We start from the raw sequence: 23,687 nt of genomic DNA, 5'->3' as shown, positions 1-23,687 counted from the left end.
ATCACGTCCAGTAAAAAAGTGAGGGGATAATCTGACTCACAGGTTAAACTACCCAAGATGAAAACATCCTCACTGCCCCTGCTTCATCATGTCTGTACAAACATAATGTAGCTGCTGGTTAAGATACAAAATGAAAATAAATTTTTAATTTTCATCTAACCCTAATTGTTTGTAGCTGTTGGTTAAGATACAAGATGAAAATTTTAATTTTCATCTGACCCTAATGCTCTAAACGTTTTTCGCTGTATAGTTGGATACTAGCTTTTCACGCTCATAGCTCAAAAACTCAGGTTTATTATGAATTCCTTTACCAATAATTTCTTGAATCACCAAATCTTGATTGAGATTTTTATCAATATATTTCGCTATCTTATCTATTGCTGATCGTGGCACACCATATTCTGCAAGAATAGTGAGGTTCTCCCGTATAAAATCACTTTCGATAGAATTTGCATAGAAGGTGTAGTTTCCAGGCCTTAACCCTAATTCACTACAAACATATCTTTGAAGCTCATTTACAACGAGCAGCCATTTAGGAATTTTATATTGAAACCAGTGGTGGAGGATTTGAAAGCTATCACGTATCGACTCATCAAGGATTTCTTTATCACTCCAGCTATTATAACTCTCGAGTTTTTTCTTATATATGAAGTTGTTATTTACTAACTCTAGTATACTTTTGTTGATACCATAATCAAAAGTAATCTTAACAATTTTATTCTTTGTCATTGGATTAAGGTTTTCACCTGGTTTGATAAGGTAATCCCAAGCAAGACCTAAACAATATTCAAGCTGCTTATATTTAGGAGTGGAATCCCAAAAGATCAGATCGTAATTATTTTTTATATCTTGTCGAATTCTTGAAACAATCGAATCTTGTCCTCTTATGTAAAGGGAATTTCTAGAAAATATTTCTTTCTCATTTTCAGGAAGGCTCGATAAGTAGTGATACTGTTCACTCTCTTTATCAATAATATTTTCATTACTTATATTTATCAGCACTTCGTCAGATATAGGATTCTGTTCAAAAAATGGAATGTCAATATATACTTGATCATACTTTGGAACTGGGTTGAAGTTAAAAACCCTACCAACATAATGCTCCATTAGACGGCCAGCTCTACCTTTAATGTTTGAATAATCAAAAAAATCTATTGGAGCATCCTTTCCTTTCTTACAATCAAAAAATATTACGTTCTTTGCAGCAGTGTTTACACCTTCAATAATTGTTGACGTACAAAATAATGTTTTTAATGTTCCGCTGTTAAAATAGTCAATTATAGAAGATGTTAAATGTTTCTGGAGCGCACCATCATGAAATCCAATGCCATACTTTAAGCAATCAATAAGGCTCCAATCTTCGGAAACATAAGCTTCTATCCAGTCAATGATTGATAGTTTTTTGTTCTTTGGTAATTCTTTTTTTGAAATAAGATATTTTAAAAATTCAACTGAAAGATATCGTGATCTTGCTGGTGATGAGCAATAAATTATTGTTTTTTCATTTTTAAGGTCATAAATTAGGTCAAATAACACCTTCTCCTTATACTTTTTCTTTTCACCTCGACTACCGAACTTCCCTTTATGATCTTGGTATATATCCACGTCTTCACAGCCAACTAAGCTATATTGTGTTTTGTAAAAAATTGCATTGTATTTTTCGGCAAACCCATCAGATATGCCTTCTATATTAGGCCCTAGAAGATAAAATTTAGGATCATATTTTTCTAAAATGTATCTAAAGGCATTGTTTAGAGAATCTGATCGTTCATCATCCCGCTTTGAGCTTAATTTATAAAACTCGTCAATAATCAGAAAATCAATGTCTGGAAGATTTTGATATTCATTGACCCTTTCTGCGGTTAGAAGAAATAAATTACTTTTTTCTGTGGAGGCTTCTTGGGATGTACGAACAATTATTTTGTAATTTTCTTCATATTTAGAGAGTTTTTTTCTAGTTTCATCTATAAGCGCTAGTGTTGGTTGTATTACGACAATATTTTTATATTTGTATGATGCGACAATTTCTTCAATAAGTAAGCTTTTCCCGAAGCTTGTTGGTGCGCTGACAATTACATTTTTATTCGAACTTAATAGTTCAAGAACATATTTTTGTTCCTCATGAAAATACTTATCATGAATGTTTTCAGATAAACTTGATGTTTGCCTTATTTTTGAACTTGTTGATGAAAGGTTTAAATTCTCTTTCTTTAGGTATGGATAAAACCCTATAGATTCAACTAAGTCAGCAAGCATTTCATCTAGCGAACTGGAGAACTTAACTCTGGAGTTAAGAATGTGAATTAGAAGATTCGAACCTTCTTCTTCATTTTGGATCAAAGTTGCTGCACAGTGACGATAAATATCAAATGTTTCTGAACTATTGAACTCAGTTGCTGATTGTATTTTATTGAGTATTTCAGTCATTTTACTCTCCAACAGACTGTAACAGAGAGAGTTTATGATGTAGCTTCTTAACCAGAGTTTTTTTACACTGTACGGGAAGAAGAATTATTATTATCCGTAACTTTGATTTTAGTGGGTGATTATTCCTTTCTTCGAAGTACTTTTGCAACTCTCTTATTTTATTCTCGTACTCGTTAATAAAGTCAGAGTTGCCTTCATCATCGTACTTTGTAAATAAATCACAACTGTATGTACATAATAATGGAATATATATTTCATTCAGTTTATCTTTAATTTTCGTTGTTGAAGACAGTAATTTTTTCCAGTGCTCAGATTCAGGTATATTATTAAAGTGCTTTATTTTTTTTGCAATTAGTCCAAATTCAGAATCCAAATAATCAATTTTGAAGTGTTCTTCTATATCTTTTATAAGCTCACTCAACCCACGTTTTGGGTCAAAATAGAGTTTAGATTCTCCAAGCCAAAGTGTTTTGCTTTCTGGCTCAATATGTACACAGTCAAAACCGTGAACTGTATTACCAAGTGAGTCCTTAAAATATATTTTTGAAAGTAAAGGTATTGTATTGAAGTGATCTCTAAGTATTAAATGAAGTATCAATTCCCCAAATTCTCCCCGTCTTAGGTATTTATCATCCAGATCATCGTCGATATGCCCTTCATTTTTATAAATATCTCTTACTTTCTGAAATTCATCAATCTTATAAACTGAGTTTGCGGCTTCTATGATTTTCTCAAGAGTCTGTGTATTTTCTGTACTTGTGCCCTCATGAAAACCGAATGAAAACTCATGAATGACATTTGTGATTTTTGTTACCAGCTGTGACCATCTATATTTACTAACCCCATCATCATCTAAGTCAAAACCTACTAAAAAGCTTTTCAGTTGATCTTCTGATATTTTTGATTCAATAACATTCCTTGATCCGAAAGGTTCTTTATTCATAAAAAATCCATAATTTTGTTAGTTGATGATGTAGATATTTTGCACATAGACGTTTAACGCCGCGTTAAGGGGTGCCAGCACGCAATACAAAGCTTCCGCATAGCGCCATAAACACTAAAATCAACGCATACTAAAAATGCCACGCGTGCAAAATCCCTCTTGAACGCTTTGTTATAGCTATGGCTAGCTCGAAATCAATTTTTCTTTTAGAGCTTTAAGGTTTGAAACACCATAAGCAACAACCCCTGATACAGCGACCACAAGAGGGTCTGAACCAGCAACCGTAGCAAAAATTGCCGTATTGTTTGCCCAAGTCAAAACATCTTCAACAACAGAGCTACTCGAATGATTTCTTTCGTGTGTTGAGATTGCCTTGTTAATTAATGCTTCTAGTTGCTCTTCGGTAATATATGCACGATCAACGCCTAAGATTCTATACGCTTGTTCAAGCCCATTATTTGATATATCAGCGTCTTCAACAGTTACTATAGAACCTTCACCCGATACGGCTACACCGTCACCATAGTTATCACGAATTTTTGTTCCACCTCTAACATCTACGGTTGATTCACCATCAATAACTAGCCCACCACCACCATTTCGCTCAATACTTCCACCAATAATCGTAACTTGTGATTTTCCTGAAACTCGAATCCCCGCCATATATTTCTCCTATTCCTATCTAAATTGATAATGTTGATGAATAGCTATAACATTTTAACAGTGCGCATGCGCATCTACACTGTTTTGAATTTTCATATAAATCCCTATAAAAATTGATTCTATGGCACTTTTTAACCTTTCCCACAGATTGGTTAATTGGACATCCGAGCATGCGGGTTTACACATTTATCCACAACGCGTTATATGAGCTGGGTTTTATGTTGTTGATTGATACTAAAAGACTTTCTGGCTTGGTGCCAGTATAAATACGATAAAGCCGTTATCTCTTTTTACTCAACCACTCAATCCCGTAAGTGTTTTTGAAGGTGTTTCACCAAACAACTGCTTATAGTCTTTAGCAAATTGGCTAAGGTGCCAAAATCCCCATTGGGCGGCGATGTCGCTGACAGCTTGACCATTTTTCGCTTGTACCAGTGAGCGACGCACGCCGTTTAGTCGGCTGATGCGTAGGTATAAGGTATAGATTTTAGGGTCAGATGAAAAAATGCAGATTTTAGTGCTATTTTTCATCAGCCCCTAATTGTTGATGTTTCATACATCACGTTCTGTGAGTAATTGACGACAGTTACGCACTGTGAGAACGCGTATTTCGTGGCCCAAACTATAAATAATGCGGTAATGACCAAAAATTATTTCACGGTAATTAGTATGAAGCATTTCAGGAACCATACGACCCATTTCTGGCATTGAGCCAAGCAACTCTGTTTTGTCGAACACTTCCCTCACCCACTTTTCTGCAGCAGATGGGTTATCCAAAGCAATAAACTCTGCGGCGTCACCAAGTTTTTGTAGCGCTAGAGGTGACCAAACTACTTTCATTAGATGATGCGCCCCAGAACCTGAGAACGAGCATCTTCGTTTGATACACCCAAACCTGCAGCAAATTGGGCTTCTGCGGTACGCATTTCTTCGAGTAATTCGATTTTCTCTTGCATTGCTTCATACTCAGCAACGTCAAGAACGACGGCCACACCCTTACCTCGCTGTGTAATAACCAGTGGTCGACGAGTTTCATTGATCTGTTTGATAAATGATGCAACGCCAGCACGGAACTCAGACAAAGGCTGAATATCTTGATCAAGGTGAATACGGCTCATAATGAACTCCATTTAGTACAATTTATTGTACAAATAATAGTCCAATTGCGGTTTTCGAGCAAGGAATCATCTCTGTGTTATAACGCTCGATAATTTAGGGTCAGATGAAAATGCTATTTTTTATCTAACCCTTATATCTTTTTGCTCTCAACCACTCAATCCCGTAAGGGTTTTTGAAGGTGTTTCACCAAACAACTGCTTATAGTCTTTGGCAAATTGGCTCAGGTGCCAAAATCCCCATTGGGCGGCGATGTCGCTGACAGCTTGGCCATTTTTGGCTTGGACGAGGGAACGACGCACGCCGTTTAGTCGGCTGATGCGTAGGTATTGAATCGGGCTGACGCCGAGGATGCTTTCAAAACTGTATTGCAAGGTACGACGGCTAACGTTGGTTATTTCACACAATTGCGTCACGGTAACGGGTTCATCAAGGTGATAATCCAAAAACTGACGGGCACAATCGACCACTTTTTTACGGTGGTAATAGCTTTGTGTTTTGGCGGGCTGTGGGGTTTCTACTTTGAGTACTTCAAGCAAGGCCATCATCACGATGTCTTGCTGCAGGCGTGGCGGTGTGGTGTTGTTTTGCAACGACAACAAACGTGCCAGTACAAAGCGCACTTCCTCTAAGGTTTTATCGGGTACGCCCAAACGGCCACATTCGGTGAGTTCTTTCCAATTGAGATCCACCCCGTGAATCGCGGCCATTTTAATCAGCTTTGAACGATCCACGACTAAGCCATATAAATCATAATCCTGCGGTGTGGATAGCTGAAAATTACAATCACCTGGACGGCACATAATGTTGTTTGAATGGATGGTTAAACCATTAATGCGGCTCTCTTCTTGGTCGGCAAGCGGAATCCCCAACCAAACCGAATTCGGCCACACCACGCACTTTTGCTGTAAGGCTTGGCTGGTGTGTTCACAAAACACCTGCAAACCATCAAACGGCAGCTCGACAATACGACCGTAAAAACTGCCACGGCTGGTTTGGTCGTACTCTTGCTGCCAGTTGGTCAAATTACTGGCGTGCAAATCGGCGTCGTGCGCTTCCGACAGTCTCACTTTCGATATATCAGCGTTCGATACATTGGAGAGAAAGCCCTGTTTTGGTGCATCCATCATTAAATTCAACATAACCACACCTGTCTGTGTTTGTTTTTCTTACGGAATATGAGGAACTAAAAACCTAACCATTTGAAATATATAAATTTTTTAAATCTTGCCATTATTCGATAACACCCATTTATGGATTTCCGTACTGTTAACTTATGTTATTTCTCAAACCATGGACTAGAAACATAGACTCAGATAAAGACTGCAAAATGTATGCCTCTTACTCTTGAGGCGGTGTTTTTGAGTCCATATCCGATCTAAAGCGTGAGCAAATATGATGCATAACCCACATTCCGCTTTTCAATTTCGCCACGTAGTAGGAGAACGTACCTTCGGCTTTGTCGATCTTGCCGACTTAATGGCCAAGGCCACGCCCGCGCGTTCAGGTGATCGTTTAGCCGGTGTTGCGGCTCAAAGCGCCGAAGAACGCGCCATCGCGCAGATGACACTGGCCGACGTACCGCTTAAAGTTTTCCTTGAACACGCGCTTGTTCCCTACGAAGAAGACGAAATTACCCGACTAATATTAGACGATCATGACAAAAACGCCTTTTCTGTGATTTCTCATCTAACAGTGGGCGGCTTTCGTGATTGGTTACTGAGCGATTTAGCCACCAGCGAGGTCCTGACGAAGATTCGACCCGGTGTGACGCCAGAAATGGCGGCGGCGGTCAGTAAGATTATGCGCAATCAGGATTTGATCTTGGTCGCGAAAAAGTGCCATGTGAAAACCGCGTTTCGTAACACCATTGGTTTGCCTGGGCATTTGTCGACGCGTTTGCAACCCAACCACCCGACCGACGATTTAACCGGCATCGCGGCCAGCATGTTGGACGGTTTGCTCTACGCCAATGGCGACGCGGTGATTGGCATTAACCCTGCCACTGACAACGTGCAGCAAGCCACACGCTTGATCAAGATGATGGACGAAGTCATCCAGCATTATGAAATCCCGACTCAATCCTGCGTTTTAACTCACGTAACCAACACCATTGAATGCATCGAACAAGGCGCGCCCGTGGATTTGGTTTTCCAATCGATTGGTGGCACCCAAGCGACCAACGACAGTTTTGGTTTTAACCTCGCCACGCTGGCCGAAGCCCAAGCGGCGGCCTTATCGCTGAATCGCGGCACGGTTGGCAATAACGTCATGTACTTTGAGACAGGCCAAGGCAGCGCTTTATCCGCCAATGCCAATCACGGTTTAGATCAGCAGACCTGCGAGGCTCGGGCTTACGCGGTAGCACGTAAGTTTAATCCGTTACTGGTGAATACCGTGGTCGGTTTTATCGGCCCTGAATATTTGTACGACGGCAAAGAAATCACTCGTGCAGGGTTAGAAGACCACTTCAGTGGAAAGCTACTTGGCTTACCTATGGGGTGTGATGTTTGCTACACCAATCACGCGGAAGCCGACCAGAACGACATGGATAATTTACTGACACTGTTAGGTGTCGCGGGCTGTACTTTTGTGATGGGCATCCCCGGTTCCGACGACATCATGCTGAACTACCAGACCACCTCGTTTCATGACGCCTTGTACGCTCGCCGAGTGCTAGGGTTAAAACCGTCACCAGAGTTCGGCCTTTGGTTGGCTAAGATGGAAATTTTCAAAAACAACGAGCAATTTGTTCTTAATCATCAGGTGCCTGACGCCTTTCATAAATCACTGCATAAGATGATTGGAGGCAAGCCATGAGCCAAGAGACCACTCATTCAGACAAGTCTTTCCCAACACACCCGCATGCAGAGCCAGTAACAGAGAACCCGTGGCGCAAACTCAATGCCTTTACCGATGCGCGAGTGGGTTTGGGCCGTTCTGGTATCAGCGTCCCAACCAAGCATTTGTTGGCTTTTCAGCTGGCCCATGCTCAAGCGATCGATGCCGTGCACACGCAACTCGATAGCAAGGCGTTAGCCAAAGCGCTAGTAGAACAAGATTGGGCAAAAGATTGGACAAAGCACTGTGCCCCCCTACTCTTGCACAGTCGCGCGACGGACCGCGCAACCTATTTACAGCGTCCAGATTATGGCCGCAGATTGGACGACGCCTCGGCCAATATACTGGACGAACACAGAGACTCCACCTCGCAGAATTATGACCTTGCCATTGTCGTGGTGGATGGTTTGTCGTCGCTGGCAGTAGAGCAAAATACCTTGCCCTTTTTACAAGCCCTGTCTGGCTATATCAAAAGCTGGAACATCGCGCCCGTTTGCTTTGTTGAACAAGGCCGCGTTGCCATTGGTGACGATGTGTGTGAGCGCCTAAACGCCAAATGTGTCTTGGTATTAATCGGTGAACGTCCGGGGCTGAGCTCGCCAGACAGTTTAGGCTTGTATCTCACTTGGGGCGGAAAAGTGGGTTATACCGATGCCTACAGAAACTGCATATCCAACGTTCGCCCAGCGGGCTTGGTCTATCAAGAAGCGGCACGCAAAGCCTTTTATCTATTAAACGAAGCACGAACCCTGAAACTGTCTGGCGTCAAACTCAAAGACAGATCGGACGATGATTTAATCGTAGACACCTCAAAGGAGTCAAAAAACTTCCTCATCTCCTAATACGAGGAAAAAGATAAGAGAAAAAAAGATAAGGAAAAACAAAACGCACGAAGACGTACAAACAGAAAAGCAAGAAAACTATAAGCCCACAGGGCAAAAAATGACGGTTTAAAACTCAACATATAGAGCACAACTGGAACAAAAGGAAACTAAAATGTCTGATCAAATCAATAAAGAATATCTGGCGAAACGCCAGCTAAAACGAGGCTCCGCGGGCTGGATTCTGCTCGCGGGTTTGGGCGTATCTTACGTTATCTCTGGTGACTTCGCAGGCTGGAACTTTGGTATTGCCGAAGCGGGCTGGGGTGGGTTTGCCATCGCAGCAGCGCTCATGGCGGTCATGTATTTCACCTTGGTTTTATCCTTGGCAGAAATGTCTGCCGCTATCCCTGCGGCGGGCGGCGGTTACAGCTTTGCGCGTCAAGCAATGGGGCCTACTGGCGGTTATTTAACCGGCCTAGCGGTGTTAATTGAATACGCTTTGGCGCCTGCCGCCATTGTGATATTTATCGGTTCTGCGGTAGAAGCCCTGTTGGGCTTTAATGGACCTTGGGTCTACGCCGCGTTTTACATTGTCTTTATCGGCATTCACCTAGCCGGTGCAGGCGAAGCGCTCAAAGTCATGATGGTCATCAGCGGCTTGGCCGTGATTGCCATTCTAGCGACAGCAGTGGCATTGATTGGCGATTTTGATAGCAGCCGTTTATTTGATGTGGCAGTCACGGATGCCGCTGGCGCGTCTGAATTTATGCCAATGGGTTGGTATGGTATTTGGGCGGCATTGCCATTTGGTATGTGGTTGTTCTTGGCGGTTGAAGGTGTGCCTCTAGCCGCAGAAGAAGCCAAAGACCCAGCGAAAGATGTGCCAAAAGGCATTATCGGCGCGATGATCTTCTTACTGTTTACCGCACTCTTGGTGGTGTTTTTATTAGCGGGCGCTGCCGGTGCCGACGCGATGGGTAAGAGCGCGGTGCCTTTGGTTGATGCCTTAAATTTTGCGGGTCACAGCTCTTTGGCAACAGCGGTAAACGTTCTCGGTCTTGCTGGTTTGATCGCGTCTTTCTTCTCCATCATCTACGGTTACAGCCGTTTGGTCTTTGCTCTGTCTCGTGCTGGTTACATTCCACAAAGCTTGTCAGTAACAGACAAACGTAAAGTGCCTGCTCGTGCTTTGATCGTTCCTGGCATTTTAGGCTTTCTTGCTTCTTTGACGGGCGAAGGCGATCTAATGTTGGCAATGGCCGTGGTTGGCGCAACCGTATCTTATGCTTTGATGGCGCTTAGTCACATTTTGCTTCGCATCAAACAGCCAAACATGGAACGTCCTTATAAAACACCAGGCGGTATTTTCACCTCCTCCATCGCCTTTGTTTTGTCTCTGTTAGCACTCACTGGCGTTTACGCTTACGACCCACGCGCGTTTTTCTACACGCTGGTCTTGTTCGCTATCGGCGCCGCTTACTACTTCTTGTACAGTAAAAATCGCCTTGTGGCGAAAACACCGGAAGAAGAGTTCGACATGCTGGCGGCGGCGGAAGCCGACCTTGCTGCAACGGCTTAACAGCCTTTTCACTGAGTAAATAAAACTAAGCCCCACATTCCTTTCCGAGGGAATGCGGGGCTTTTTGGTTCTATTGACGCTAATGTAAAACGATTTTACGACTTAGCCAATGCCATGTTTTGCAGAGCAGCACGCTCTGGTTCCATCATGTAGCGATAAGACAAGGCCGCCACGATGCCACCAATAAAGATGGCGTAGTTTGCCAAGGCGCTAAACACGAAGGTCGCTAAGATAGATACTAAACCCGCAATAATCAGAGCATAGACACTCTTCTTATTCACACCGTTTTCATACCAATAAGCCCCTTTAGGAGACTCTGTGTACAACGCGGCCACGTCAATTTGGCCTTTTTTGATGAAGAAATAATCGACAATAATAATGCCATACAAAGGCCCAATCATCGCGCCCAAAACATCCACCGTGTAGTGAATCACTTCTGGGTTATTAAACAAGTTCCAAGGCGTTAGCAACACAGAACCAAACGCGGCAATAAAACCGCCCGCTTTAAAGCTGATCTTCTGTGGCGATACGTTAGAGAAATCAAACGCAGGTGCGACAAAGTTCGCCACGATATTGATGCCCACAGTGGCAAAGATAAACGTCAGTGCGCCCAATACCGTGATAAAACCAGAATCAAGACGTTTCACCGTTTCTACAGGATCCGTAATCATCTCGCCAAACACAGGAATAGAGGCCGATACAATCACCACACTAAACAAAGAAAACAGCACAAAGTTAACGGGCAAGCCCAATAGGTTACCCAATTTCAATTTTTTGTAGCTACCGCAGTAACGAGAGAAGTCACTGAAGTTCAAGGTTGGTCCCGCGAAGTAGCCAGCCACCAAAGCGATGGCAATAAACATCTGAGCATACACATCCATACCCGTGAGATTGTTTGAGCTCAAGCTGAAACTGATGTTTTCCCAACCGGCACGATCGACCATGTAAATACAAAGCGCAAACATGGCGATATATATAGCCGGGCCAGACCAATCGATCACTTTACGTATCATGTCCATACCGAACATAAAGACAATCGCTTGCACGACCCACATCGCCGAAAAGCCAATCCAACCTAGATAAGAAAGGCCGACAAAAGATTGGTCCGCAAGGGACGCCATGCCTGGGAAGAAGTACAGCAGCAAAATAATGAAGGAGCTAGACGCCAGAAAGGTTTGAATACCGTACCAAACCACGGCGATTAAGCCACGAATAATGGCGGGAATATTAGCGCCAAACACACCAAAAGACATGCGCGCTACCACAGGAAAAGGAATACCGGCTTTTTGTCCTGGTTTCCCCATCAAGTTGGCAAACAACAACACGATTGAGATACCCAACAACAAACTGATAAATACCTGAATACCATTTAGACCCAACGCAAACAAACTGGCCGCAAACACATAGCCACCCACGCTGTGCACGTCTGACATCCAAAATGCGAAAATACTATACCAGCCCCATTTTTGCTCTTTCTCTGGGAGAAGATCGCTGTTTGCCAGCTTAGGGCTTTGTTCAAATGTTTGTTTCATGATTACGTTCCTTTTTAATTGTATACAATCACAAATACAATTAATGTGCCAAAAACATAAACCAAGCATTTACCGCATCAAATGAAATTAAACGCGGTTTTGAACGCGACAAAACGCACCAATAAAAGCCAAATCGACTCAATAGTCACCATGATTGTGCACAAAAATTACTTTTTTTGTTTAGGATGTATGAAACAAACAGCCGTGTTATATTGTCTTATAAACGACGATTCAATTAATTATTGTATACAATAAATAGAGAAGATTTATGTCGAATGACGAAAACATTTACCGACAAATGCTAAACGCCATTGTCGAGCATCAGCTGCCACCCGGAGCACGTTTACCAGAAGACCGATTATCAGAAGCCTTTGGTGTGAGCCGAACGGGCATACGCAAAGTCTTGCAACGGCTTGCTCTGGAACACTTTGTGGTGATTGAAAAAAACAAAGGCGCACAGGTAAACCATCCAAGCAAAGCGGAAGCATTAGAAGTACTAGACAGCCGCCTATTGATTGAGCCACAACTCATTCCTGACCTGCTTACTCATTGGAATGCGGAACATTCTGAGCGTTTTCGTATTATGGTCACGGAAGAAAAACACGCAGAAGAAAGCAATCAATTAGCCGACTCCATCCAGCTCACCGCTCGTTTCCATTATGAATTAGCGACGCTAGCAGGCAATAAAGTACTGGCGAACTTTGTCCAACAACTCTGCTATCGCTCTTCACTTATTCTCGCCGCTTACGGTACTCGCGGCAGTGTCGGTTGCGAATGTGGAGATCACTCGGAGCTACTGGATCTGCTTGATCAAGGGCACAAAGATAAGGCGCAACACTGGATGAGCCATCACCTTAAACACATCAGATCTTCGCTTATCCTTGATAGTAAACCCGAAGAAAACATTGATTTTCAAAAACTTTTTGGCCGCTAGGAGCACCATGCGAATTCAGCTCATTAACCCCAATACCAGCGCCGACATGACTCACGCAATGGCCTTAAGTGCACAAACGGTTGCGCTAGACAGCACGCAAATTATCGCCTGCACACCAGAACACGGCCCGAAAAGCATCGAATGCGCTTTTGATGAAGTCATTGCCAGTGCCGCCCTGCTCGATCTGATCGAACAAGGCAAACAACAAGGTGTCGATGCTCACATTATCGCCTGCTTTGGCGACCCAGCGTTAGACGCCGCGCGAGAATTGGCGGATGCGCCAGTCATTGGCATTGCCGAGGCGGGGTTTCAAATGGCCAGTTTAATTGCCCATCGCTTTGGTGTCGTCACCACGTTATCCAGAACCTTACCAGCGAGTGAACACTTACTTCAAAAATACGGTTATTTACATAAATGCAGCGGTGTCAGAGCCACCGACATTCCCGTTTTGGCCTTAGAAAATATCGACCCTACGGCCTATCAGTTACTTAAAGCAGAATGCCTAGCCGCGATAGAGCAAGACGGCGCGGAAGCCATCGTCTTGGGCTGTGCTGGTATGTCGAGTTTGGTGGAAAAGCTATCTGCAGAACTGCCTGTGCCCATCATTGACGGCGTTGTCGCCGCGGTAAAACTGGCAGAATCATTGCATCAGTTAGGACTACACACCTCTAAAAAAGGTCAATACGGACAGCGTGTTAGCAAAGCCTTTACTGGGCGCTATGCGCACTGGAGCTTATAACGGCTTCCACACTATCTAACAAAAAATGGAACGCACACCATGAAACACTATTTAGAACGCGATTATGCCGGTTACGGTCGACAAGGGTTGCCAAACGTAAAATGGCCCAACAACGCCCGAGTCGCCTTACAGTTTGTTTTAAACTTCGAGGAAGGCGGTGAAAACTGCGTCTTACATGGCGACGAACACGCCGAGACCTTTTTATCAGAAATATTCGGCGCCCAACCCTTCAAAGATCGTCACATGAGCATGGAGTCCCTTTACGAATACGGTTCTCGCACTGGTGTGTGGCGCATCCTCAACGAATTCGAAAAGCGCGGCTTACCGCTGACGATTTTTGCCATTGCCACCGCATTACAACGTAACCCAGAAGTGGCAAAAGCCTTTGTGGAAGGCCAACACGAGATTGTCTGTCATGGCTTAAAATGGATTCATTACCAAGAAATGCCGATTGAGCAAGAGCGCGAACACATGCAACAAGCGCTCGCCTTGATCGAAGAAGTCACTGGCGTTAAACCCGTTGGCTGGTACACCGGACGCGACTCGCCAAACACTCGCGCCTTAGTCGCTGAACAAGCGCAACTAAAATACGATTCAGACAACTACGGCGACGACCTACCGTATTGGGTAAAAGTCGATACGCCAGAGGGCGGCAGCAAACCGCATCTTATCGTGCCTTACACGCTCGACTGCAACGACATGAAGTTTTCTTCGCCGTACGGTTTTAATCATAGTGAAGAATTTTTCCAATACTTGAAAGACAACTTTGATTGTTTGTATGAAGAAGGCGCCACCGCACCGAAAATGATGTCCATCGGTATGCACTGTCGAACACTCGGCAAACCCAGCCGCTTCATGGCATTAAAAAAGTTCCTGGATTACGTACAATCCCACGAGCACGTCTGGATTGCCCGCCGCGAGGACATCGCCGATCATTGGATTAAGAATCATCCGCCAAAATGATCTGGCGTTGGACTAACTCAAAAATAGAAGCGCCAGTCAGTCTTATCCTGGCGCTTTTCTTTCTCTTTGCAAAGCAAACATCACCGTCATAACAACCCTATCTTGACAAGGCAAGCGCAAAGCTTTTTAATGATAGTAATTATCATTTCTACTTTTTTATAAGGTTCGGTTTCATGCCGCACAATGCGAGCCACAGTGTGCAACATGATGTAATGCACTCTTTATATGCCAATCATCACAATTGGCTGTACACATGGATTCGAAAACGTTTAGACAGCCAATTCGATGCCGCTGATTTGACTCAGGATACTTTCTTGCGCGTTCACGCAAAGCAGAATGCCGCCACCATTAAAGAACCCAAAGCCTATTTAGCCACCATCGCCAAAGGCCTTGTGTGCCATTTCTATAGACGTAGATCCTTAGAGCAGGCGTATCTGGAACTGTTAGCCACACAGCCTGAGTCCTTCGTTATTTCACCTGAACATGAATTCATTATTTTACAAACGTTAGAAGAAGTAGACAGGCTGCTTAATGCCCTTCCCGAACAGGTGAAACAGGTCTTTTTGCTGTCGCAAATAGAAGGCAAAAAATATCAGCAAATAGCCGATGAAATGCAGCTTTCGCTCGCCACCGTAAAGCGATACATGAAACAAGCTTATGTAAAATGCCTCATCTTAATGGGAGACGATGTGTTTGAATAAGCTCTCGAAAAAAAGTCTACACGAAGCCGCTGATTGGCTCATCAGACAACAAGAAAAACCGCTCACGAATAGCGAGCAAGAACAGCTGCAGCAATGGTTACAATCAAGCAAAGACAACCAGTGCGCATGGCAGCGTGCGCAACATTTTATCAATAAAGTCGACACACTACCGAAGGAAGTAGCTTACGCGGTACTGAACCGACCAGACGATGCAACACGCCGTTTGCATATTGGCAAACTGGCGCTTCTGTTAGCCTCTGGCCCCTTAATATGGGGAAGTTATAAAGCGGTCAACAATCAACAATGGAGCGCCGATTATCGCACCGCGAAAGGCCAGCAAAAGCAAGTTACGTTACCAGATGGAACCCAAGTTAAGCTGAATACCGCAACGGCATTTGATATTACGTTTGATCACCAAACACGTTTGTTGTCATTAAGAGAAGGCGAAATCCAAGTTAATACGACCACCGCCAATGCTCACTTGCCGACCCCTTTTGTCGTAACAACACGGGACGCAGTTTTATCGCCTTTAGAGGCCAACTTCACCGTGCGTCAGTACCCTGATTTAACACGCTTGGGCGTGATTGAAGGCCTTGTCAAAGCATCGCCTAAACTGGCACAAGCTACGCCAGACCATGCTATTAGCGCCGGTTACCAAGTCGAATTATCACGTCAGACATTTTTGTCTCGAAAAGCACTCGAATCCAATACGACCTCTTGGTTAAACAAAATGCTTGCTGTGCACAAGATGCCATTAAGTCAGTTTGCTCTAGAGGTTTCCCGTTACCATAACGGCTTATTACGGGTTTCTCCTGCGATTGCCAATATGGCGATCTCTGGAGCGTATCCTGTCCAAGATCTCAACATGATTCTCAATATGTTATCGCATACCTATCCGATCCAAATAAACCGTCATCTTGGACATTATTGGGTCACCATAGAATCCGCCTAAAAAAATGAAATAATTTTTATTTCAGCTGACACTTTTTTTCTTTTCAAGTGGCTTACAGAGTAAACCACTAATAAGCACCATCATTGTAAAGAAGGAGGTGGCTGTGACTACCCGTAAAAAAATCGCTCTAAAAACGCAATTTCAGAAGGCAATCGGTACAACATTGACCTGTAGTGGGTTAATCATCGCGGCGAGTCTTAGCCCATTTGTTGTCGCGCAAGATACCGCAGATCAAACGACTCGTGAGCCATTACACATTGACGCTGGTGACCTTGGGAGCGTACTTACTGAATTTTCCGCTCGTCACAATATCGCCCTATCGTTTAATCCGGCCTTAACACAAAACCTGAAAAGCGAAGGCATTTCAGGTAACGGCAATCCAATAGAACTCATTGAGCAGTTACTCTCTAACAAAGGTTTGGTGGTGATTGCTAATCAAGACGGCACTTACAGCTTAACAAAGAGCCACCAAGGTCTTACAGCGGACAACCAAGCGATCAATCTAAATACATTGATTATCCAAACCAGCCGCTCTAATACCAAAAAAGAAGACAGTCCTCAGGTCATCACGGTGATCAATCGGAAGCAAATTGAAGAGCAACTGTCTATTTCAACCGATAGCTCCCAAGCGCTTTCTAATCTTCTACCTGCCTACTCACCCAATACACAAAAATTAAATAACAGCAGCCAAACCTTCCGTGGCCGTTCTGTTTTATACATGGTCGACGGCGTACCGCAATCTAACCCTATTCGAGAAGGTAGCCGATCTGCCCACACCATTGACTTATCTATGGTTGACCGTATAGAAGTTATCCATGGCGCAACTGCGGTTCACGGTTTAGGGGCAACTGGCGGCATTATTAACTTCATCACCAAATCAACACGTTCAAACGATTTAAAACAGCATATGGACGTGCAATTGACAACACCGACAGATGACATAAGCAGCGATACTCTTTCATATAAAATTGGTTACCAAGCAGAAGGCTCACAAGGCGATTTCGATTACCTTGTCGGTCTAACTAACGAAGTACAAGGCATGTACCTCGATGCCGATGGTAACTATGTTGGGGCGGCAACCGTTCGTGGCGACATAATGGATTCAAAAAGCTATGACGCTTTTGTCAAATTAGGCTACTGGTTAGGGGACGATCAGAGGCTGGAACTAGAAGTTAATAAGTACCAAATGAAAGGACGTATGAACTTTACCGGAGTGGATGGTGACAGAGATAATGGTGTTGCCACCAGCTCTATCAAAGGCACACCACCAAACGGCGTGGCTCCTTATAACGACGTGCAAACAACCAGTCTTTTCTACACTGACAGCGACCTTGATGGCATGGAATTGAAAGCGCAAATCTTCCACCAAGACTTTGAAGGTCGTTATGGCGCGACAAATTCAGGAAGCTTTCAAGACATCAGCATCGCACCCGTTGGTACGCTTTATGATCAAAGTCAAAATCAGTCTGAAAAAATCGGCGCGAAATTTAGCCTGACCAAAGATGATTTGTTAGATAACGACTTAAGCATCACGACAGGCTTAGATTTACTACAAGATACCACTAGCCAGACCTTAGTCTTAACAAATCGCACCTATGTTCCAGAAGCGGAATACACCAACTACGCGCCATTCATTCAATTTGAATACAAACCAATTGAGCGCTTAATTCTGCAAGCCGGTGCTCGTTATGAACACGCTAAATTAGACGTAGATACTTACCAGACAGTGGCCGCTAAAAACGGTGTAACAGTCAATGGCGGGAGCCCAAGTTTCCATGAAACAGTCTACAATGCAGGCGCTGTTTTTAAGATCACACCTGCTGTCAGTGTATTCGCTAACTATTCGCAAGGCTTTGGTATGCCTGACGTTGGACGCGTGCTTCGTGATGTTAAGACAACTAATCAAAATATTGAAACGTTGATTGATCTATCACCTATCGTAACCGATAACTATGAAGTGGGCTTTCGTGTAAACCGCCATCCATACGATTTCGAATTAAGCTATTATGAATCCAATTCAGATTTAGGTAGCCGTATCGCTGAAGAAGATGGACTCTATGTTGTAAAACGCGAAAAGAAAGAGATTCAAGGCGCCGAAGCGTCTTTAGGGGTACAACTAAATAAAGAACACAAGTTACAAGCTAGCTACTCTTACATCCAAGGCAAGTCTGATATGGATGGTGATGGAAAAGTAGATACCAAGCTAACCGGTGCCGATATTCCACCTAACCGCCTAGTCACATCATGGAATGCTCGTTGGAGTGAGAAACTGTCTTCTTTATTGCAAGTAAATCATGCCTTCAGCCGTAGTTTTGATAATGACAAATTAGACTTCGATAGCTACACCCTAGTCGATGCATCCGTTGGTTATAAACTTCCTGTGGGGAAAATGAGTGTATCTATCGCTAACTTGTTCAACGAAGACTACTTCACTTACTATTCACAAGCCGCTTTTGCCAATGACAGCTTCTACTTTAAAGGCCGTGGTCGTACCCTGACACTGGCTTATGGTTTGGATTTTTAACCCCCTAAGAACGAGAACAGCCTCCTCCCCTTATCTTCAAGGGGAGGATTAAAGTGGGGTTGTTTTCTTTTTCTTCAAAGGCAAAGGACAAGAACCACAATACACTGGCGGCTCAGTGGCTTGGTAGTAAAAACAACAGGTACGTCTAACACGAACAGGGGTTTCCGATAGTGCCGTTAACTGCTTGTCTCGATAAAACACCGTCAGCGGGTTTTCATTTAAGCCAAACAATTGCGTCGTATTTTTATCAAGCAAATACGCATAATCTGCTTCCGCTGTCGCTCTTTTTTCTTCAGCAATATTGGTAAGAATACGCTGCTCGTAAATGCTAAAAACCCGCACAGCGATGTTTTCCCAGAGAACGCGCCGCGACACTTTTGTTAAGTGGTAAAATTGCTCAACCAACAAGGTTAGATGTCCAGTAAACACCTTACCTAGAATCTCGTTTCGCCAAGCTTCTCGGCCTTCTTTATCCGAACATTCTAACACTGATACCGATGTGTCTTTTAATGGCATCTTGGATTGCCATATGCGGCTTTCGAGCGGATATTCAAAGACACTGTTTTCTATTGAAGCATCAAGGCCTTTATCAAACCCAGACATGGCGTATAAGACAGGTGCCAACGTAAGAAACGCCACACGCTTAATCACCAATGATGCTGTTACTTTCAGGTTCGGCGCACCGAGTTCCGGCATGATTCTGTGTAGCGTTTCCAAGCACAATTCATCATTCAACAACTTGCTAGAGTCGATGGCAAGTGGCTCATCCGCTTGGTAAGCCTTAAGTCCGAATGCGGCCAACACTTCCCACTCTTCAGTAAGAAGCTCATGCTTATTGTCTTGTTTAAACATGCTTAGCTGCCTGAGAGTCGAGCTTGCGCCCTTTCCCATAAGGGATACACATTGGCGTACCAAACAGCGGATCGGCACCAATATGGCATTCCATATCAAACACGGCTTTTACCATATCATGATTTAAAATCGCCTCGGGGGCGCCTTGGCAAAAAACCGTGCCATCTTTAATGGCAATCATTTTATGGGCGTAACGAGCCGCCAGATTCAAATCATGCAACACCATTAAGATGGTCGTTTTCTGTGTAATATTTAACTCAAATAATAAGTCGAGAATCTCTATCTGATGAGTTAAGTCCAGGTAAGTTGTCGGCTCGTCTAGTAACAAAATATCGGTATTCTGCGCCAGCGCCATGGCGATCCAAGCGCGCTGTCTTTGACCACCAGACAAAGCATCAATCGAGCGATTGGCAAACTCAGTCATATTGGTGTCTTGCAAGGCTTTACGCACTAAACGCTCATCGTCTTCCGTCCAACTTTGCAGCCAATTTTGATGAGGATAACGACCTTGGCGAACCAACTGTTCCACCGTTAACCCTTCTGGCGCAACAGGCCCTTGAGGAAGAATAGCCAGTTTCCGAGCCACGTCTTTTCCAGACAATGAATGAATATCGGCACCATTTAAAAGGATATGCCCTGAAGACGGCTTTAATAACCGCGCAAATGACTTAAGCAAGGTAGATTTACCACAACCATTGCCGCCGACCAACACGGTAATTTGCTTAGGCTCAATCACCAAATCCAACGACTGGATAATGGTTTTTTTCTCATAACCCAGTGACAGCGCGACACTTTCTAATGGGTTACTATTTCCTAAATGACTGTTTCCTAAATGACGGTCTACTAAAGCCTCTTCAGACAAGCTCATGATTCAAAACCCCAATATGGCTAATCGACTTAAAAACGCTGTCGATAGAGCAAATAAATAAAGAATGGCGCACCAATCGCCGACACAAACACACCTGCGGGAACATCCAACGGCTGAAACAACAGCCGCCCACATAAATCCGCCAGCATCACCAAACATGCGCCCACCAATGCAGAAGTTGGCAATAAAAGCGCAAAACTGCGCGCCACAAGACGACGAGCAATATGCGGTGCGATCAAACCGACAAAGCCCACTGCTCCGGCATAAGCAATCGCGGGCGCCGCCATAATCACACTCAAAAATAGCAACACCAGACGCAAACGCTGTACGGATACACCCAACCCCGTCGCCAGTTGATCACCGAGTTCTTGCGTATTCACGCGACGTGCTAAATAAAACGCCAAAGGCCATGAAACCAACAACCAAGGTAATAACGCGTTTACCTCAACCCAACTCGCGCCATACACACTGCCTGTCAGCCAGATATACGCCGTAATGCTGGTCGAAAGCGGACTCGCGGCTATCACAAAGGTCGTCACCGCCCCCATTGCCGAGGAAATACCAATACCGATCAATACCAGCCGCATCGGGGTTACACCATGGTTCCAAGCGAGCGCATAGATCAACAATGCCGCCAAAAAAGCCCCCATAATGGCAAATACAGGCAACCAAACCATCCCCATTGCGGTCGCAAAAAAAGACAGAAAACACACAGCGGCAGCGGAAGCCCCGCCCGTAATACCAATAATATCTGGAGAGGCCAATGGGTTGCGTATCATGGATTGCAGCACCAACCCAGACGATGCCAACGCCGCGCCCACCATGGCCGCCATCAAAGCCCTTGGCAAACGCAAGGTTTCCACGACAAATTGTGTGCCTTGATCCGCCTGCCCAAGCAGTGACCGAAACACATCCAGCAACGTAATCGGCTCTTCGCCTAAACACAGGGAAAAAACCATCACGGCAAGAAAACAAACCAAGAGAGCCAGCATCGACCACAAAGAACGAACGGGGGTCGAAAAGGAAAATAAACGGTGACGAACGCTAAAAGACTTACTCACGCTTGCCTCCTTTACGTGCCAAATAAATAAAGAAAGGCGCACCTAAAATCGCCGTTGTGACACCAATCGGCACCTCTTCTGGCATAATCACAAAGCGACTGATCACATCCGCACACAACAACAAAATAGCGCCCCACAAAGCGCTTAATGGAATCAGCCATTTATGGTCATAACCCACCACGGAACGCACCATATGGGGCACCATCAAACCAATAAAGCCAATACTGCCGCCCAGCGCAACAGAGCCACCCGCCAAGCCAATAATCAGCAAACTCAACACCACTTTAATAAGCAGTGTGTTCTGCCCTAACCCCTTAGCAACATCATCGCCAGACAGCAAAATATTAATCTGGGGCGCGGCCAGTATCGCCAACACCATACCGACAACAAAAGCGGGCGCTAACGGCACTACCATAGACACATCACGACCAGATACGGATCCGGCTACCCAAAACAACACACTGTCTAAGCCTTCTTGACCAATCACCAATATGCCTTGAGTAAAAGCCATAAACAGCGCCGAGATCGCCGCACCAGACAGCACAATACGAACCGGAGACAATCCGTCTTTGCCTAAACTGCCCAACCCATACACCAATGCTCCCGCTACGCTCGCGCCCAAAAACGCTAGCCACAAAAACGTATTCAAGGAAGTCACGGAAAAGAAGGTCGAGAACAACACAATGGCAAACACAGCGCCCGCGTTGACGCCGAAAATAGACGGTGACGCCAACGGATTACGTGTTAAGGCTTGCATTAACACACCCGCCACCGCCAACGCTGAGCCAACCAAACAAGCAACAAGAGCACGAGACAAACGCGTGGTACGGATAATAACGTGATCAATCGACTGAGGATCAAATGCCCAAAACGCCGTCCAAATCGATTTCGCTGAAATGGCATATTGCCCATAGGCAATGCTCCCCAACAAAGCGAGCAGCAAGCACAAAAGAGACAGAGCAAGAAAACTGAATTGAAAAGTGCGACGGCTGTGTAAGCGCATAAGCTCTAGCGCTCAGTCTGAGGAAATTGATACATGTGATACAGCTGATCAAGGATTTGTTCCGCCCCCAGAATCCCACCAGACAACAACCAAGCCACATTATCCACTTCATACACTTGCTTATTTTTAGGCGCTGTTAGCATTTGCCACAACGGATGCGCGCGCCAGGCATCGTAATTTTGCCTCACCGCCGCGTCATCGGACTGCAGGATAATAAAGAACACGTCTGCGTTCACACTTGGCAAGGCTTCCTTCGTTTTCAGCTTAACGCCCCAACCATTTTCTTTCGGCAATGGAAATTGAAAACCAATCTCCTTTAGCACCACACCAGAAAAACTTTGCTTCAAATACAGACGCAAATGGTCGGCGCGAACGTTTAATACCGCCGCCGTCAAAGGCCACTTTGCTTCGTGTTGTTTAATCGCCTTGCGAAAGGCCGTAATGCGTTGCTGAAAAGCGCGCCAAAGCTGCTGGCCTTTCTCTTGTTTATTAAGCGCCTCAGCGGTTAAATCCAACGTTGTTTTAAAGTCATAGACATTTTCAGTCATCACAGTAGGCGCGATCTGTGACAATTGACGATAAATTTTTTCATGACGCGATTTCGTACCAATGATCACATCCGGCTTCAACGCCATAATGGCTTCAAGGTTAGGTTGAGTTTCTAACCCAACATGAGCAACATTCGCTAAAACCTCTCGCAAATAGTCATACGTTGGCAGCTGCGCCCAAGAATCCACCACACCAACAGGCGTTACACCCAACGCCACCACAGAATCGGTTGCCCCTTGAAACAAGGTCACCACACGTAAGACTTTTTTGGGCACCTCAGTGCTGCCCATCGCATGAATAATCGTCTTTGTTTCTGACGCCATGACCGGAGTCACAGGCACGGCAACCAATACACACATCGCCAGCATCAACACCCAACGTTTTATTCGATTTACCTGCATCTTGAGGAACTTCCTTCATTGTTATTTTAACAAAACGTTATAATAACAATTATCATCCTCACAAACATTACTCTTGTTTAAAATGGGGCAAATCATCTCCTGAATCCGACAAAAAATGATGAGTACAAGATAAAAAAGAGGATAAGGTTTAAAAAAGCGTAGATATAGCGAGAGAGATACTGCACAGCTTGGGTGCAATACCATGAAAAATAGAC

Annotated in this window: 22 protein-coding genes; 9 read left to right on the top strand and 13 right to left on the bottom strand. The window is 44.4% G+C overall.

The genetic code is table 11. The features are described 5' to 3' along the window. Positions 1-228: 228 nt before the first annotated feature. The 7 genes from DKT73_RS04605 to DKT73_RS04570 form a co-directional block, all read right to left on the bottom strand. Complete coding sequence (locus DKT73_RS04605) at positions 229-2,427, bottom strand: DEAD/DEAH box helicase (protein ID WP_111637402.1); 2,199 nt, start codon at positions 2,425-2,427, stop codon at positions 229-231. Position 2,428: 1 nt separating this feature from the next. Beyond that, positions 2,429-3,370 (bottom strand): HamA C-terminal domain-containing protein, encoded by a 942-nt coding sequence (locus tag DKT73_RS04600; protein ID WP_111637401.1) that lies wholly within the window; start codon positions 3,368-3,370, stop codon positions 2,429-2,431. Positions 3,371-3,553: 183 nt separating this feature from the next. Then, complete coding sequence (locus DKT73_RS04590) at positions 3,554-4,033, bottom strand: right-handed parallel beta-helix repeat-containing protein (protein WP_111637399.1); 480 nt, start codon at positions 4,031-4,033, stop codon at positions 3,554-3,556. 294 nt (positions 4,034-4,327) lie between these two features. Beyond that, positions 4,328-4,564: a helix-turn-helix domain-containing protein gene (locus tag DKT73_RS04585; RefSeq protein WP_408631189.1), complete on the bottom strand. Its 237-nt coding sequence runs from the start codon at positions 4,562-4,564 to the stop codon at positions 4,328-4,330. Positions 4,565-4,585: 21 nt separating this feature from the next. Beyond that, the gene (locus DKT73_RS04580; RefSeq protein WP_111637398.1) at positions 4,586-4,873 is read right to left on the bottom strand and encodes a type II toxin-antitoxin system RelE/ParE family toxin; all 288 of its coding nucleotides are present in this window, start codon (positions 4,871-4,873) and stop codon (positions 4,586-4,588) included. Beyond that, positions 4,873-5,151, bottom strand: a complete 279-nt coding sequence (locus tag DKT73_RS04575) for a type II toxin-antitoxin system Phd/YefM family antitoxin (protein ID WP_198666540.1) — start codon at positions 5,149-5,151, stop codon at positions 4,873-4,875. The genes DKT73_RS04580 and DKT73_RS04575 overlap by 1 nt, the downstream gene beginning before the upstream one ends. Before the next feature lie 147 nt (positions 5,152-5,298). Beyond that, the gene (locus DKT73_RS04570; protein WP_111637396.1) at positions 5,299-6,291 is read right to left on the bottom strand and encodes a helix-turn-helix domain-containing protein; all 993 of its coding nucleotides are present in this window, start codon (positions 6,289-6,291) and stop codon (positions 5,299-5,301) included. Between the two features lie 256 nt (positions 6,292-6,547). Here DKT73_RS04570 and DKT73_RS04565 point away from each other — a divergent pair, with 256 nt between their 5' ends. The 3 genes from DKT73_RS04565 (at position 6,548) to eat (ending at position 10,393) form a co-directional block, all read left to right on the top strand. Next, complete coding sequence (locus DKT73_RS04565; RefSeq protein ID WP_111637630.1) at positions 6,548-7,969, top strand: ethanolamine ammonia-lyase subunit EutB; 1,422 nt, start codon at positions 6,548-6,550, stop codon at positions 7,967-7,969. After that, positions 7,966-8,832: an ethanolamine ammonia-lyase subunit EutC gene (gene eutC, locus DKT73_RS04560; protein ID WP_111637395.1), complete on the top strand. Its 867-nt coding sequence runs from the start codon at positions 7,966-7,968 to the stop codon at positions 8,830-8,832. The genes DKT73_RS04565 and eutC overlap by 4 nt, the downstream gene beginning before the upstream one ends. A 154-nt stretch (positions 8,833-8,986) precedes the next feature. Further along, a complete protein-coding gene (gene eat / locus DKT73_RS04555; RefSeq protein ID WP_072838789.1) occupies positions 8,987-10,393 on the top strand; it encodes an ethanolamine permease in 1,407 nt (468 codons plus the stop codon). Positions 10,394-10,488: 95 nt separating this feature from the next. Here eat and DKT73_RS04550 read toward each other — a convergent pair whose 3' ends face one another. After that, complete coding sequence (locus DKT73_RS04550; protein WP_111637394.1) at positions 10,489-11,925, bottom strand: NCS1 family nucleobase:cation symporter-1; 1,437 nt, start codon at positions 11,923-11,925, stop codon at positions 10,489-10,491. A 268-nt stretch (positions 11,926-12,193) separates the two neighbouring features. Here DKT73_RS04550 and DKT73_RS04545 point away from each other — a divergent pair, with 268 nt between their 5' ends. The 6 genes from DKT73_RS04545 to DKT73_RS04520 all read left to right on the top strand — a co-directional run bounded on the left by DKT73_RS04545 (position 12,194) and on the right by DKT73_RS04520 (position 18,738). Continuing rightward, positions 12,194-12,859 carry a GntR family transcriptional regulator gene (locus DKT73_RS04545; RefSeq protein WP_111637393.1) on the top strand — a complete coding sequence of 222 codons (666 nt, stop codon included), beginning with the start codon at positions 12,194-12,196 and terminating at the stop codon, positions 12,857-12,859. A gap of 7 nt (positions 12,860-12,866) precedes the next feature. Then, positions 12,867-13,598 (top strand): aspartate/glutamate racemase family protein, encoded by a 732-nt coding sequence (locus DKT73_RS04540; protein ID WP_111637392.1) that lies wholly within the window; start codon positions 12,867-12,869, stop codon positions 13,596-13,598. Between the two features lie 39 nt (positions 13,599-13,637). Beyond that, a complete protein-coding gene (puuE, locus tag DKT73_RS04535; protein WP_111637391.1) occupies positions 13,638-14,561 on the top strand; it encodes an allantoinase PuuE in 924 nt (307 codons plus the stop codon). A 173-nt stretch (positions 14,562-14,734) separates the two neighbouring features. Further along, positions 14,735-15,262 (top strand): sigma-70 family RNA polymerase sigma factor, encoded by a 528-nt coding sequence (locus DKT73_RS04530; RefSeq protein ID WP_111637390.1) that lies wholly within the window; start codon positions 14,735-14,737, stop codon positions 15,260-15,262. Further along, a complete protein-coding gene (locus DKT73_RS04525) occupies positions 15,255-16,214 on the top strand; it encodes a FecR domain-containing protein (protein WP_198666539.1) in 960 nt (319 codons plus the stop codon). The genes DKT73_RS04530 and DKT73_RS04525 overlap by 8 nt, the downstream gene beginning before the upstream one ends. Positions 16,215-16,317: 103 nt before the next feature. Continuing rightward, positions 16,318-18,738 carry a TonB-dependent receptor gene (locus DKT73_RS04520; RefSeq protein WP_232827782.1) on the top strand — a complete coding sequence of 807 codons (2,421 nt, stop codon included), beginning with the start codon at positions 16,318-16,320 and terminating at the stop codon, positions 18,736-18,738. A 48-nt stretch (positions 18,739-18,786) separates the two neighbouring features. On the opposite strand, the gene DKT73_RS04515 is transcribed toward DKT73_RS04520, so the two are convergent. From DKT73_RS04515 to DKT73_RS04495, 5 genes are read right to left on the bottom strand one after another with little or no spacing between them, the layout of a single operon-like run. Next, a complete protein-coding gene (locus tag DKT73_RS04515) occupies positions 18,787-19,590 on the bottom strand; it encodes an IucA/IucC family C-terminal-domain containing protein (RefSeq protein WP_111637388.1) in 804 nt (267 codons plus the stop codon). Then, positions 19,583-20,458: an ABC transporter ATP-binding protein gene (locus tag DKT73_RS04510; RefSeq protein ID WP_232827781.1), complete on the bottom strand. Its 876-nt coding sequence runs from the start codon at positions 20,456-20,458 to the stop codon at positions 19,583-19,585. The genes DKT73_RS04515 and DKT73_RS04510 overlap by 8 nt, the downstream gene beginning before the upstream one ends. Positions 20,459-20,487: 29 nt before the next feature. Next, on the bottom strand, positions 20,488-21,519 hold the full coding sequence (locus DKT73_RS04505; RefSeq protein WP_111637387.1) for a FecCD family ABC transporter permease: 1,032 nt from the start codon (positions 21,517-21,519) through the stop codon (positions 20,488-20,490). Further along, positions 21,512-22,522, bottom strand: coding sequence for a FecCD family ABC transporter permease (locus tag DKT73_RS04500; protein ID WP_111637386.1), 1,011 nt, complete (start codon positions 22,520-22,522; stop codon positions 21,512-21,514). Before DKT73_RS04500 ends, DKT73_RS04505 begins: the two co-directional genes overlap by 8 nt. Before the next feature lie 5 nt (positions 22,523-22,527). Next, entirely contained in the window at positions 22,528-23,472 is a 945-nt protein-coding gene (locus tag DKT73_RS04495; RefSeq protein ID WP_111637385.1) for an ABC transporter substrate-binding protein, read from the bottom strand. Positions 23,473-23,687: the final 215 nt, after the last annotated feature.

Source organism: Marinomonas shanghaiensis (genome assembly GCF_003259175.1).
Lineage (GTDB): Bacteria > Pseudomonadota > Gammaproteobacteria > Pseudomonadales > Marinomonadaceae > Marinomonas > Marinomonas shanghaiensis.
This window is presented reverse-complemented; position numbering and strand designations above follow the sequence as displayed.

Bases quoted from the DNA above. Each gene is read 5' to 3' on its own strand.
- DKT73_RS04565 (WP_111637630.1), top strand. From the start codon at position 6,548: ATGCATAACCCACATTCCGCTTTTCAATTTCGCCACGTAGTAGGAGAA.
- DKT73_RS04545 (WP_111637393.1), top strand. From the start codon at position 12,194: ATGTCGAATGACGAAAACATTTACCGACAAATGCTAAACGCCATTGTC.
- DKT73_RS04585 (WP_408631189.1), bottom strand. From the start codon at position 4,564: ATGAAAAATAGCACTAAAATCTGCATTTTTTCATCTGACCCTAAAATC.
- DKT73_RS04510 (WP_232827781.1), bottom strand. From the start codon at position 20,458: ATGAGCTTGTCTGAAGAGGCTTTAGTAGACCGTCATTTAGGAAACAGT.
- DKT73_RS04600 (WP_111637401.1), bottom strand. From the start codon at position 3,370: ATGAATAAAGAACCTTTCGGATCAAGGAATGTTATTGAATCAAAAATA.
- DKT73_RS04495 (WP_111637385.1), bottom strand. From the start codon at position 23,472: ATGCAGGTAAATCGAATAAAACGTTGGGTGTTGATGCTGGCGATGTGT.
- DKT73_RS04605 (WP_111637402.1), bottom strand. From the start codon at position 2,427: ATGACTGAAATACTCAATAAAATACAATCAGCAACTGAGTTCAATAGT.
- eat (WP_072838789.1), top strand. From the start codon at position 8,987: ATGTCTGATCAAATCAATAAAGAATATCTGGCGAAACGCCAGCTAAAA.
- puuE (WP_111637391.1), top strand. From the start codon at position 13,638: ATGAAACACTATTTAGAACGCGATTATGCCGGTTACGGTCGACAAGGG.
- DKT73_RS04590 (WP_111637399.1), bottom strand. From the start codon at position 4,033: ATGGCGGGGATTCGAGTTTCAGGAAAATCACAAGTTACGATTATTGGT.
- DKT73_RS04580 (WP_111637398.1), bottom strand. From the start codon at position 4,873: ATGAAAGTAGTTTGGTCACCTCTAGCGCTACAAAAACTTGGTGACGCC.
- DKT73_RS04500 (WP_111637386.1), bottom strand. From the start codon at position 22,522: ATGCGCTTACACAGCCGTCGCACTTTTCAATTCAGTTTTCTTGCTCTG.
- DKT73_RS04530 (WP_111637390.1), top strand. From the start codon at position 14,735: ATGCCGCACAATGCGAGCCACAGTGTGCAACATGATGTAATGCACTCT.
- eutC (WP_111637395.1), top strand. From the start codon at position 7,966: ATGAGCCAAGAGACCACTCATTCAGACAAGTCTTTCCCAACACACCCG.
- DKT73_RS04540 (WP_111637392.1), top strand. From the start codon at position 12,867: ATGCGAATTCAGCTCATTAACCCCAATACCAGCGCCGACATGACTCAC.
- DKT73_RS04515 (WP_111637388.1), bottom strand. From the start codon at position 19,590: ATGTTTAAACAAGACAATAAGCATGAGCTTCTTACTGAAGAGTGGGAA.
- DKT73_RS04575 (WP_198666540.1), bottom strand. From the start codon at position 5,151: ATGAGCCGTATTCACCTTGATCAAGATATTCAGCCTTTGTCTGAGTTC.
- DKT73_RS04550 (WP_111637394.1), bottom strand. From the start codon at position 11,925: ATGAAACAAACATTTGAACAAAGCCCTAAGCTGGCAAACAGCGATCTT.
- DKT73_RS04570 (WP_111637396.1), bottom strand. From the start codon at position 6,291: ATGTTGAATTTAATGATGGATGCACCAAAACAGGGCTTTCTCTCCAAT.